The following is a 12554-nucleotide window of genomic DNA, read 5'->3' on the forward strand; positions in this document are numbered from 1 at the left end:
GCGCCCCCGGCGTGACCAGCCACAGTGGCCGGAAAATCGCATACGCCAGCGCCGCGAACTCCAGCATGCTTTCCACCACCAGGATCCACACCAGCGGGATGGCGACCGCGGCCACGCGCGAGCGCGTCAACACTCCCAGCGACATCGCGATCAGCCCAAACACGACAAAGCCAAGCACTCCGGCGAGCATGTCCGTGGCAGCGTCACCGCCCTCGAACTCCACGCGCGGCGAAACTGTCACTGCCAACCAGGCAATAGCTACACCGATGACCCAACAGGCAGCAATCAACACAAGCGTCAGCGTCATCCGCGCGGCCAGCCACAAACTCCTTCGATCCTGCGTCAAGAACGCATGCGCATTCATCTGATCGTTGTACTCACCCGCCAGGGTGGAGCCGCCAAAGGCAATCACGATCATGTTGAAGATCACCGTCCCCAACAGCAGCAATTCCCAATCAGCTGTCGCACCAACGTCGGCCGCCATGCTGAAAGCCACCATCGGCCCAGCTATCGAGCCGACCAACAGCACCACATACACCCACGTACCGCGCAGGCTGGCTAGCTTCGTCCATTCCGACCGCAAAGCATTTCCAAAACTCATCTCAGTCACTCCCCTACTGCCCAATCGCCTGCGCGCGGTACTCCTGCGATTCCTGGGTCGCAGCCAGGAACTTTTCCTCTAGGTTGTCGCGCTTCGTGTTCAACCGCGTCACCAGCAGCCCCTCACGCAGGGCAGCAGCCGCAATGTCGCGGCGGAGTTGCTGCTCGCTGATGCCGTCGTAAAGCGGAATGCGCAATTGCTTATCGACGTCAACCCCACGCGCCACCGGCCCCAACGCCTGCAGCAGCCGAGCCGGATCATCGACCTCAACTTCGACGACCGTGCCGTCGGCGAGGAATTCGTCCATGGTGTACTCGCCGATCATGCGGCCGCGACCGATGACGACAATGCGGTCGGCGGTGAGCTGCATCTCGGAAAGGAGGTGCGACGACACGAGAACAGCGCAGCCCTGTGCTGCCAGGGCCTTGATGGTGTGGCGCATCCACGAGACGCCTTCCGGGTCCAAGCCGTTGACCGGCTCATCCAAGATCAGATGCTGCGGCTTGCCGAGCAGAGCCGCCGCCACTCCCAGACGCTGCTTCATACCCAGCGAATAGCCGCCGACCTTGTCCTTCGCCGCCTCGGTCATACCGACCTGCTCGAGGCACTCCTCCACACGGGTGTCGGGGATGCCGGCGCCGCGGGCGAGGGCCCGCAGATGAGCACGACCCGAACGAGCCTTGTTGTGCCACGTCGCATCCAGGATTGCGCCCGCGACGCTGGGCTTATTCTTCAGCGTGGAAAAGGGCTGGTTGCTGTAGGTGTTGCCCTGTGAATCCGTCCCGGTGAACAAGGCCTGGCCCGTGGTCGGGGCATCGAGGCCCAGCATGCAGCGCATGGTGGTGGACTTGCCGGAGCCGTTTGGGCCGAGAAAACCTGTCACTACACCGTCGGGAACGGTGAAGGACAGGTCATCGACGGCTAATTTCGAGCCGTACTTCTTGCTGAGTCGTTCAACCGTGATCATGCCCTCCATGATGCCGGTTGAGACTGCCTCGCGCAGTAGAGCTAGGTCTAGTTTTGAGGTCCCCGGGCCCAAGTTCCACTTCACGACACGGGTGTCACCTCATGCCACCTCCACAGCTGGCACGAGGTGACATGGCTGTCGTGAAGTGCGAAAAGCTAGAAGTCTAGCCCCACCCCAGTCCTCAGCCGCTAATTCCCCACCGCGCGGCCGCCATTGGCGTAGTAGCGGCCCATGAACTCATCGCGGTACTCGAAGAACCGGTCCTCCAGGATTGCAGCGCGAATGTTCTCCACCAGCTTGACCATGAAAAACAGGTTGTGAATCGTGCACAGCGTGCCGGCCAGATACTCCTTGGCCTTCAACAAATGATGCAGGTAGGCCCGGGAATAATTCAGCGACGTGTAGGAGGGCACCTCCGCGTCCACGGGGCGGAAGTCGTTCTTGAAACGGGCATTGGTCAAGGTCATCCGGCCATCGAGCGTGTACACACCACCACGGCGGGCAAGCCTGGTCGGAGCCACACAGTCAAAGGTGTCGGCACCGGCCCCGACAGCGGCGAAAATATCGTCCGGCTCCGAGATTCCCAGTAGGTGGCGGGCGCGGTCGTCGGGAAGCTCGTCATTGACCCAACCGCAGATCAGGCCCAGATTCTGCTTCTCAATCGCCCCACCAATGCCATAGCCGTGGAAACCGAGCTGGCCGGCGTCCTCGAACTCGCGGGAGAGCTCGACTAGCCCACGAGCGGCCTTGCGGCGCAGGTCTTCGTACTGGGCACCCTGCACGACACCGAATAACTGCTGGATGGGCAACTGGCCGTCGTCAAGCGAATGGACGTGCCCGTCGACCTGACCGCGCGAAACTGTCAGCTCGTTGTGAGCCTCCAGGCAACGGCGCGCCCAGCGGTGCGTGCGCTCGACGGATGCCTCCTGGTAGCCGCGGGTGTTCATGAGCGTGGTGAGCTCGTCAAATGCCATCATGATGTCAGCGCCCAGCGCATGCTGAATGCGCATGGACACCTCCGGCGTGAAGCGGTGCGCGGAGCCATCGATGTGCGAGCGGAAAGTCACGCCGTCCTCATCGACGAACGCGTTGCGCTCTTTGCCCTCGGCGACGATGTCGTCTTTCTGCATGCCGGTGACGTCCATCGCGAGGGTCTTCTTAAAGCCCGCGCCGAGGCTGAGCACCTGGAATCCACCGGAGTCGGTGAACGTCGGACCGTTCCAGTTGGAGAACTTAGCCAATCCGCCGGCCTGGTCGACGATTTCCTCGCCGGGCTGCAGGTACAGGTGGTACGCGTTCGACAGCATCGCCTGCGCGCCGGTGGATCGCACCTGCTCGGGCGTGAGCGTCTTCACGGTCGCCTTCGTGCCGACCGGAATGAACGCCGGCGTAGCAATATCGCCATGCGGGGTGTGGATGGTGCCAGCACGTCCGCGCGCGCCTTCGATTTGCTTTACGACGTCAAAGCCCGTCGTCCTCGACTGCGACATGAAGCTCCTTGGTTGTGTTCCAGTGCTAATGCATTGAGGTTACCTGTGGTGGCAGGTGGAGTTACTCAGCGCTGTCGTTTTCCTCGGGTTGGGCAGCGTTTTCCGGGTCCCACACGGCGCGGCTACGACGTGGCGCTTCCTCTTCGAGTCCTTCGCGCTTCATCAGTTCCGCAACCGTAATCTTCTTCCGTTTGCGAGCCGGGCTGTAGTACGGGCGGACCTCGATGTCCTTGGCGTTTTCCGGGTTCGGCTGGGCGTCGGTTGGTTCAGCTGGCGCTGCCTGCATGAGCTGTTCGGTCGGCTCTGCCTGCTCCGGCTGCTCTGTCGGCTCCGGCTGTTCGGCCTGCTCCGGCTCAGCTGGTGCCGTCGGGGCGGACGGTTCGGCCTGCTCGGAGCGCTCAGGTTGTTCGGCCTGTTCAGTCTGCTCAGCCTGGTCAGCCTGCTCGACTTCCTCCAGCTTTGCCTTCTTCCGCTTCGGAATCCAGCGGTTACGCTTCTTGGTCGCGACAGCCACAGCAGTGCCGCCCGCTGTACCCCCTGTACCAGCTGCAGCGGCTGCCCCCTCTGCACCAGCACCGACTTCACCATCGGCACTGTCTGTTTCGTCCTCGTCAGCGTCCGTGTCGCCAAAGCCACGCCCAGCACCTTCGCTTTCGGGCAACAGGGACTCACCGCGAGCCATACGCTCGCGGCGGCCCTTCTCCACCAGCTCCTCGGAAACCTCTTCCAGGGCAGAGCCTTCGACATCCACAGAAGGCAACACCTTGTCCAGCCACTTCGGCATGTACCACGTAGCGCGGCCAAGCAGGAACATGGATGCCGGGATGAAGGTCATGCGAATAACGAAGGCGTCGAAAAGCACTGCGGCACCCAGCGCGAAGCCGAATACCTTAATAATCGCCAGGGGCTGCCCGGCGAAAGCCGCGAAGACGGAGATCATAATAATCGCAGCGGCAGTGACCACACGAGCGCCGAGAGTAAAGCCCTCAACGACCGATTCTTCGACCGCGTTGTACTTCGACTCTGGTGAGGATTCACCCTTGTTGTGGGTGTAATGCTCGCGCATGCGGGAAACCAGGAAGACCTGATAGTCCATGGCCAAACCGAACGTCACGCCGATGAGGAAGATTGGCACAAAGCTGACCAGCGGACCCGGAGTGCTAATCACGCCCCAGAGGCCGTCCTGGAAAAATGCCACTGTGACACCGAATGCGGCTGCGACAGAGAGCAAGAAGCCCACACCCGCAGTCAACGGCACCATCAGGGAACGGAAAATCATCAGCAGCAGGATCACTGCCAGGCCCACGACAACGCCCAAGTAGAGCGGCATTGCGCCCTGGAGGCGGTCAGTGATGTCAATTTCAATAGGAACCAGGCCAGTGACACCGGTGAATAGGCCGGTGGTCTGCTCAATCTGCTTCTGCTGATCGCGCACCGCGTTCATCAGCTGCTTGGTCGCAGGATCGAGTGGACCCGACTTCGGGGTCATAATCATCTTGACCGCAGTGCCGTCATGATTCATGCCAATCATCTGGATGTGCTCGACACCGACGTTGGATTTGAACTGGTCGACAGCGTAACTATAGGAAGCCTTGCGGGCGGCCTCGATGTCAGAGAGTTCCGGGTTGGTCTGTCTCAGGGACTCGATAAGTGGTTTGAGCACCGGCGCATCGGGCTTCACATCGTCCGACTTGGCAATAATGATGAGCTGAGAGTTACGTCCCGCGCCGAAGCCCTCTTCAATCATGGTGATGGCCTTGCGGTTCGTGCTGTCCTTAGCCGCAGTAGAATCGGACGGCAGCGCCAGCTTCAAGTGCATGGCCGGGTAGGCCAATGCCAACAGCAAGACGATACAGCCGACCAGGAACAACCCTGGGGCCTTGTGCACGAAAGTGACCCAACGTCGCCCCATCGTCATCTCACCGAAGAAGGAAGAGCGACGTTCCTTGCGCGGATTACGCGAGGGGTTGCCAGCAACACCGGGCACGCGACCAGCGAAGACCTTGTCGCCCAGCAGAGACATAACTGCCGGCAGCAGGGTCAGAGAGACCAGCACTGTGAAGGCCACCGTAATTGCCGCCGAAATACCCATAAGGGACATGAACGGCACCTTGGCAACCGTCAGCGCTGCCAAAGCGACAATCACGGTGAGGCCGGCGAAAACCACAGCGGAGCCAGCCGTACCGGTAGCCATGCCGATGGCGTCTTCGTTGGTCATCCCTCGGGCTCTTTCTGCCCTGTAGCGAGAGAGGATGAACAGTGCGTAGTCAATACCGACAGCCAGGCCGAACATGACGGCAAGTACCGGGGTAATCGAGTTGACGTCGGTGAATGCGGTCATCAATGTCACGCCGAAGACACCGATGATAATGCCCACTACCGCCGTCACAATAGGCAGGAACGAAGCGACCAGAGATCCGAAGGTGACAACCAGCACGATAAATGCCACGGTCACACCGATAATCTCCGAGGTCGGAGCTACCTCAATCGCGGGCTGCATGCCCGGGCCAGAGGCCTCGACCTTGATACCGGCGTCACGACCGGCCTGCATTGCGTCGAGAAGCGCCTGCATATTCTCCGGCTCGATGTCCTGCGGCATCTTGGCGTCGAAAACGAAGGTGGAAATACCGTAGCGACCGTCATCGGACACGGTACGCAGGGCATTGGCATCGGCCTCGGCAACATCCTTGGGCAGGCCGGCGGCCATGCCCTGTTCCTTGACCATCGCCTGCATCTTCGGATTGAGGTCTACCGGGTTGTGAAGTTGCAAATCATCGGAGATTTGGCCGACATTGTCGCGGATGCCGTTAATGACCTGGTCAACAGCTTCTTTATTCTGTGGGTCATCGAGCCTCTGCCCCTCCGGGGCCTCGAAGGCGACATAAATACGCTGCTCTCGAATTGGGTTCGGAACATCGGGGAACTTTTCCTCAATCACGTGCGAAGCCGTTGCCGACGGCATGCCGGGGATCGAGAACTGGTCGATGAATCCCTTCTGGAATGCGGCAACTGCACCGCCCAGCCCCGCCAAAATCAGGAACCACGCGATGATCACAGTCCATTTATGCAGGTAGGAGAACCTGCCGAGTTTGAACAAGGCCTTTGCCATGTCAAGTTTCCCTTACGTCTAATATTCGCCTGGACCGCCCCAACTGCAGCTTCCCCAAGTTCGCGCTAACCAAGCACTCCCTCGGACTCCACCTGCAGTTTGAAGCCTCTTCGCTACTCCGATGCTAGCGACCACCCCGGATTGGCCAACATCAACTCTGGCGCTGACATGGTCATTGAGGGCGGGCACGACATAAAAACCGGAAATACTTTTGCTAAGAGTAGCGGACTTCCCGGATAAACGTGAACAATGGGGTGTGTGTTACTGATGTTATTTTTGTGATTTAGGTGCTCCAGGTCGGATGCCTCACCATTCACCGCTTTACGACGGGCACCTCCCCCGCACACACCACACTCAGGCAATCAGGGCCGATTAAATGCAAAACCCCCGAGGCTCCTACTTAAAGGAACCACCGGGGGTTTATTGGCGGTGACGGAGGGATTTGAACCCTCGGTACGGGGTTACCGCACAAAGCATTTCGAGTGCTTCACCTTCGGCCGCTCGGACACGTCACCGCTAGAAAACGTTACAGGTAGCCCCTTTATCTACCAAATCCCCAGGTCAGAAGGCTCAGCTGTCCGCACAGAACCACAACCCCCGCCATCCCAAATCACTCCATCTACTGCACCATCCACGTAAACCACCGCGCTCTTCGGGGTGGCCAACGCCCGCTGAGATATGAAGGAATAGTCTGTAGCTTGAAATCTAGAAACTTAAACACAGAAGTGCAGCCACACAGAAAGGGTTCTCCCTCATGATTCGTTCCGCCATCATCGGCTACGGCAACTTGGGCCGCAGCGTCGAAAAGTCATTGCCGACCAGCCGGATATGGAACTCGTCGGTGTTTTCTCCCGTCGCGATTCGCTGGACACTGAGGCCCGCGTGCTCCCGGCTGCGGATGTCGAAAAGTACAAGGACGAGGTAGACGTGCTGTTCGTGTGCCTCGGCTCGGCCACCGATGTCCCAGAGCAGGCCCCTGAGCTAGCAAAGAACTTTACGACGGTCGACACCTACGACAACCACCACGAGATTCCGAAGCACCGCGCGGCCATGGACGCCTCCGCTCGTGAGGGTGACAACATCGCCATGATCTCGACCGGTTGGGACCCGGGCCTGTTCTCCCTGAACCGCGTCCTGGGCGCTGCCATCCTGCCGGGCGCAGACCAGATGACCTTCTGGGGACCAGGCCTGTCGCAGGGCCACTCCGATGCCGTGCGTCGTGTGCCGGGAGTGAAGAAGGGCGTCCAGTACACCAAGCCGAACCCGGAAGCTATCGAGGCCGTGAAGAAGGGCGAGGGCGCAGACCTGAAGGGTAACGAGTGCCACCTGCGCCACTGCTTCGTCGTCGCTGAAGAGACCGGCAACGCCGACGAGGATGCCAAGCTCAAGGAGCAGATCCGCGAAACCATCGTGACCATGCCGGATTACTTTGCCCCTTACGAGACCATCGTGGACTTCATCTCTGAAGAGGAGTTCGACCGCGACCACCAGGGCATGCCGCACGGCGGCCAGGTCATTACCCGTGGCCAAGCCGGTACTTCCGGTCACGTCATCGAGTTCGGTCTCGAACTGGAGCGCAACCCCGACTTCACCGCAGCCGTCCAGGTTGCCTACGGTCGCGCTGCCTACCGCCTGAAGCAGGCTGGCGAGACTGGTGCCCGTACCGTCTTCGAGATCGCCCCGTACCTACTGTCCGCCGAACCACTGGATGACCTGGTGGCTCAGAAGCTGTAGCCAGCCCCAACGCTGACAGCCGGCCATCGAAACACAAAGAACCCCAACCGTCTCCGCACATCAGAAGCGGAGAAGGTTGGGGTTATCTCTACCCGAGAGCTAAGCGCTTTACTTGTCAGTCAGCTTGCCCAAGGTCTCAGTAGCCTTATCCTTCAGGTCCTCAGCACCCTGCTTGACCTTGGACGCAGCCTGCTCGCCCTTGCCCTGGTTTGACAGGTCGTCATTGCCAACGGCGTCGCCGGCAGCTTCCTTAACCTTGCCGCCCAACTCGTCGGCCTTGTTCTGCAGCTCGCTCATTATGTAAGCCTCCCATGTAAACGACTTAATCTATTTCTATAGAGCCACCGTCTAGCAGCCCCACTAGTTCCGACGGTACGTGAAAATGGAGGCTCGTCACGGCCACAGCGGGAATTGTGACCTAACTGTGACCCCGCTCACGCTCCCGACTGCCGTTGCCGTTCGAAGAATTCGCGCAGGTAAACGGAGCATTCGTCGGCAAGCACACCCCCGCGCACCTGCGGCGTGAATGCGTGGGCGGGATCGCGGATGACATCGGCGATGGAGCCGCACGCGCCGGTCTTGGGCGACCACGCGCCGAAGACCACGCGCCCCACGCGCCCCATGACGCACGCGCCGGCACACATCACGCACGGCTCAAGTGTCACGACCAACGTGCACTGCTCCAGCCGCCAGCCGTCACCAACAGCGCGGGTGGCCTCGCGCAACGCAATGACTTCGGCGTGGGCAAGTGGGTCACCATCCGCTTCCCGACGGTTCGAGCCCCGGCCCACAACCCTGCCCTCGGCATCCACGACCACAGCTCCCACCGGCACATCCCCGGGGGCCGTGTGAGCAGCTTCGGCGATAGCCAGGCGCATCCACTCTTCGTCGAGAATGTCCTGTTTTCGACGGGGCAGGGCGCTTGGCCGACCAGCTGGCTGGCTGGCCGCAAGGACGCTTGGCCGCCCGGCCAGATGACCTTTGTCAGGGTTAGTCGTCATAGGGGTCGTAGTCGTCATCGTCACCGTCGTAATCCAGGTCGGCGACATCGGCGAGCTCCTCGGCGCACCCCAGCTCCTCGGCAATGGCCAGAAGCTGCTCGGACGCCCACAGCGACTGATCGTCACAGATGGACTCCAGGGCTTCCTCCGAACAGCCCAGGTCAGCGAGGATATCCATATCTCCTTCGGCCCAGGCGTCGACATCGTCGAGCTCGTCCTCGTCGAGGTCGGGGATATCCAGATCCAGCTCGTCGAACACATCTGCCGCAATGTCGTCGGTGACGGCGGCGGTGGCGTCGGAAAGCACAACGCGCAGCGACCCAACGCCCTGGCGCACGAGAATGAAGTAATCGTCGTCGATATTGAGCATTCCGACAGCGGCGCGTTCCGAACGCAGATTGCGCAGCGCCTGTGCAGCGTCAGCGAGGGAATCGGTGGCGTCGTCCCCAAGATCGACGACGCGCCAACCGCGCTCCCCCATAGTTACGGCAACCGCGAAGGAGCGGTCGTCATCGGAGGTGTACCCTCCGGAAAAGGTCGTGCTCATAACCCACAACGCTAGTCGCTGTATGTCATGCTTGTCAGGTGAGCAATTTCGAGTCCCCCTCCCCTGCTTCGTCCTCCCTGTCAGCTGCACAACTACCCGCGGTATGCATCCTCGGTTTGGGCCTCATCGGTGGCTCCATGATGCGCGATCTGCGGGCCCACAACGTCGAATGCTTCGGTTGGAATCGCTCGTCCACGACGGTCGAGGAAGCCACGAAGGAGGGATTCGACGCCAGTACAGATCTTCAAGCCACGCTCGAGCGCGCTGAGGCCAGTCGCGCGCTCATCGTAATTGGCACCCCCATGACAGTCGTCGGCACGATGCTCGACGCGATCAACGAGCACGCCCCCAGCTGTGGCATCACGGATGTGGTCTCCGTGAAGGCGGCCGTCGCCGCCGAGGTCTCCGCTCGCGGGATGGAGGAACGCTTCGTCGGCGCGCACCCAATGGCGGGTTCCGCGCAGGCGGGCTGGTCCGCCACGCTCGAAGGGCTTTTCGACGGCGCCCCCTGGGTCATCACCTACGACCTGGCAGCTGCTGCCGACGCTGCAGGCAAGCCCGTCCCGGAGCGGTGGATTGAAGTCTTTTCGCAGGTCGCCAACTTGGGAGCAGCTCTTGGCAGTCAACTCATTCCAGCGCTGAGCGATCACCACGATGCCAGCGTCGCCCGCATCTCCCACATGCCACACCTGGCGGCCTACGCAATTGCCGCCGCCGGTGAAGCCGGTGGCCCCCTGGCCATTTCGCTTGCAGCCGGCTCTTTCCGCGACTGCACCCGCGTCGCCGCCGCTGCTCCTGACATGGTCATGTCCTGGTGTGAGAACAACACCGAACCCGTGCTCACCGCGCTTGACGACGTCATCGAGCGCCTCACCGCCGCGCGCACCCAGTTGGCCACCGAGGGAACCGCTATGGACCTGGCCAAAACCGGTCAGATTGCCCGTGTCCGCTACGAGGCCCGCCCTGCTCACCGCCCGATTTTCCGACTGCGCGTCGGCGAGGGCGGCTGGATCAACCAGTTGAAGTTGACCGAAAACGTCGGCGGGCAGATAGATGTGTTCTAGTGTGGAACTATGTTTTCCCCCGAGCTGCACACCAGCCTCGCAGGCATCACTGTCGTCAACTTCGCCATTAACGTACCGGGACCACTGGCCGCTCAGCACTTGGGCCAGCTAGGCGCCCGGGTGATTAAGGTCGAACCACCCACAGGCGACCCGCTCGGGTCCTTCGGCCGCTCCTGGTATGAAGCTATGTCCGCAGGTCACGAGATTATCCAGGCGGATCTGAAGAGCAATGAGGGTCGCGCACAGCTGAGCTCGCTGATCGATGAGGCCGATGTGGTCATCACCTCGGTTCGCCCCTCCGCGCTGGAACGCATGGGGCTGGCGGGTCTCCACGAACGCCCAAATGGGCCGGTACATATCGACATTGTCGGTGATACCGAAGCTCCAGAAACACCTGGCCATGCCCTGCCCTCCCAGGCGGAGGCCGGAACCCTCACGCCTCCGGCCATGCCGCCGGTGCTGTTGGGCGACATTCTGGGCGCACACTTTGCGGTCACCGCTGCCCTTGCCGGGTTGATTAAGCGGGCGGGTGCTGGGGCGGACGTCGTAAAGCAGCCTGGACTGCACTGCCGCATCGGCCTAAAGCAGGCGGGCGAGGCCGGTGCCGCGCCGCTGAAGTACGGCATGACGGCGCCCGGCGGACTACTCGGTGGCGGCCTGTGGACGTACGGCCTCTACCCCAGCGCCGACGGCTACGTGGCCGTGGCAGCGCTGGAGCCGCACTTTGCCGCCGCCCTGACCGAGGCCACTGACGCGAGCAACCGCGAGGAACTTGCGGATTTCCTCCGCGAGCGCACCAACGCCGAAATCATGCAGCTTGCCAGCGAAAAGGCGCTGCCACTGGCTGCGGTGGAGTAAGCGGAAAATCCAACGCCACGCGCCTCGGGGCACCGGGGACCTGGAGCCTTACGCGCTCAGCCCCGCGGCCTCGGCGGTGAGCTCCACCGAACGCAGTCGGTCAGGAACCTTCAACGACTGATGAGCCACGATCAGCTCATCCGCCGTCGAGTACTCACCGAACTGCGCAATCTGCTCACGCACCTGCGCCACCGTGCCGACTGCCGTATGACGGAACATATTCTGCACCTGGCGCCCCTGCGGAGTATCCATCAGAATCTCCGCCTCATCGTCAGTGAGGTGATGCCCACCGCGACTCAGGAACCGCCTGACCATGTTCCTGCGGGTAGCGAAGTACTGCTGCTGCGCATCCTCTTCGCTTTCCGACGCAATCACATTCATGGCCGCAAAAGCGTACGGCTTATCCAGCTGCTCAGAAGGCTGGAACTGCTCGCGGTAGACCGCGATGGCATCGCGAAGCGCGTCCGGCGCGAAGTGCGAAGCAAATGCGTACGGCAAGCCGAGCGCCGCCGCGAGCTGAGCACCAAAGAGAGAGGAGCCCAGAATGTACAGCGGCACATGCGTGCCACGACCCGGGATTGCGTTGATGCCCTTGATCAGCGACTCATCGGAGAGGTAACCGCGCAGCTCCTGCACATCCTGCGGGAAGGAATCGGAAGAGCGCGGGTCACGGCGCAGCGCGCGCATAGTGGCCTGGTCAGTGCCCGGTGCGCGACCCAGCCCAAGCTCGATGCGATCCGGGTACAGGTTCGCGAGAGTTCCGAACTGCTCCGCGACCGTCAGCGGTGCGTGATTCGGCAGCATGACGCCGCCGGAGCCGAGGGTGATGCTCTCAGTTTTTGCAGCCACGGCTGCGATAAGAACGGCCGGCGACGAGGATGCGATGGAGTTCATATTGTGGTGCTCTGCGTACCAAATACGCTGATACCCGGCCTTTTCCGCTGTCTGCGCCAAATCGATGGAGCCCTGTAGGGCGTCGGCGTGGGACTGCCCCGAGGCTACGGTAGCAAGGTCAAGAATGGACTCAGTACGAATCATGGTTCCACAGTCTAGACCGTTAGGCAGATATTGCGAGTTTGAGATGTTTCGAATACTGAGGCGTTGAGGTTTTGGGGTTTGGGGTTTGGGGTTTGGGGTGGCTCGTGGGTGGACGGGCTCATGGGTGCGGGTGGCAGGTGGCGGT

Annotated in this window: 10 protein-coding genes, 1 tRNA gene and 1 pseudogene; 3 read left to right on the forward strand and 9 right to left on the reverse strand. The window is 61.4% G+C overall.

Going from position 1 to position 12554, the window contains the following annotated elements; all coding sequences use genetic code 11:
• The 5 genes from HMPREF3011_RS09985 to HMPREF3011_RS10005 all read right to left on the reverse strand — a co-directional run.
• A partial coding sequence (locus HMPREF3011_RS09985) for an ABC transporter permease (RefSeq protein ID WP_070841470.1) occupies window positions 1–601 on the reverse strand: 601 nt, incomplete at its 3' end.
• Between the two features lie 13 nt (window positions 602–614).
• Window positions 615–1577 carry an ABC transporter ATP-binding protein gene (locus HMPREF3011_RS09990; protein ID WP_187402556.1) on the reverse strand — a complete coding sequence of 321 codons (963 nt, stop codon included), beginning with the start codon at window positions 1575–1577 and terminating at the stop codon, window positions 615–617.
• 179 nt (window positions 1578–1756) lie between these two features.
• The gene (gene tgt / locus HMPREF3011_RS09995) at window positions 1757–3058 is read right to left on the reverse strand and encodes a tRNA guanosine(34) transglycosylase Tgt (protein ID WP_070841471.1); all 1302 of its coding nucleotides are present in this window, start codon (window positions 3056–3058) and stop codon (window positions 1757–1759) included.
• 61 nt (window positions 3059–3119) lie between these two features.
• Window positions 3120–6167, reverse strand: coding sequence for an MMPL family transporter (locus HMPREF3011_RS10000; RefSeq protein WP_070841472.1), 3048 nt, complete (start codon window positions 6165–6167; stop codon window positions 3120–3122).
• Window positions 6168–6591: 424 nt separating this feature from the next.
• A tRNA-Ser gene (locus tag HMPREF3011_RS10005) sits at window positions 6592–6682 on the reverse strand.
• A gap of 239 nt (window positions 6683–6921) precedes the next feature.
• Between HMPREF3011_RS10005 and HMPREF3011_RS10010 the strand changes: the two are divergent.
• Window positions 6922–7901: pseudogene (locus HMPREF3011_RS10010) on the forward strand (diaminopimelate dehydrogenase).
• 108 nt (window positions 7902–8009) lie between these two features.
• Here HMPREF3011_RS10010 and HMPREF3011_RS10015 read toward each other — a convergent pair.
• The 3 genes from HMPREF3011_RS10015 to HMPREF3011_RS10025 form a co-directional block, all read right to left on the reverse strand.
• On the reverse strand, window positions 8010–8198 hold the full coding sequence (locus HMPREF3011_RS10015; protein ID WP_070429201.1) for a CsbD family protein: 189 nt from the start codon (window positions 8196–8198) through the stop codon (window positions 8010–8012).
• 137 nt (window positions 8199–8335) lie between these two features.
• Complete coding sequence (locus HMPREF3011_RS10020; RefSeq protein ID WP_049193866.1) at window positions 8336–8779, reverse strand: nucleoside deaminase; 444 nt, start codon at window positions 8777–8779, stop codon at window positions 8336–8338.
• 112 nt (window positions 8780–8891) lie between these two features.
• Window positions 8892–9449 carry a tRNA adenosine deaminase-associated protein gene (locus tag HMPREF3011_RS10025; protein ID WP_005510946.1) on the reverse strand — a complete coding sequence of 186 codons (558 nt, stop codon included), beginning with the start codon at window positions 9447–9449 and terminating at the stop codon, window positions 8892–8894.
• 38 nt (window positions 9450–9487) lie between these two features.
• On the opposite strand from HMPREF3011_RS10025, the gene HMPREF3011_RS10030 reads away from it, so the two are divergent.
• A complete protein-coding gene (locus HMPREF3011_RS10030) occupies window positions 9488–10513 on the forward strand; it encodes a prephenate dehydrogenase (RefSeq protein WP_070841473.1) in 1026 nt (341 codons plus the stop codon).
• 9 nt (window positions 10514–10522) lie between these two features.
• A complete protein-coding gene (locus HMPREF3011_RS10035) occupies window positions 10523–11371 on the forward strand; it encodes a CoA transferase (RefSeq protein WP_070841474.1) in 849 nt (282 codons plus the stop codon).
• 48 nt (window positions 11372–11419) lie between these two features.
• Here HMPREF3011_RS10035 and HMPREF3011_RS10040 read toward each other — a convergent pair whose 3' ends face one another.
• The gene (locus tag HMPREF3011_RS10040) at window positions 11420–12409 is read right to left on the reverse strand and encodes an LLM class flavin-dependent oxidoreductase (protein WP_070841475.1); all 990 of its coding nucleotides are present in this window, start codon (window positions 12407–12409) and stop codon (window positions 11420–11422) included.
• Between the last annotated feature and the right edge of the window lie 145 nt (window positions 12410–12554).

It is taken from the genome of Corynebacterium sp. HMSC074C04, assembly GCF_001838295.1.
Lineage (GTDB): Bacteria > Actinomycetota > Actinomycetes > Mycobacteriales > Mycobacteriaceae > Corynebacterium > Corynebacterium amycolatum.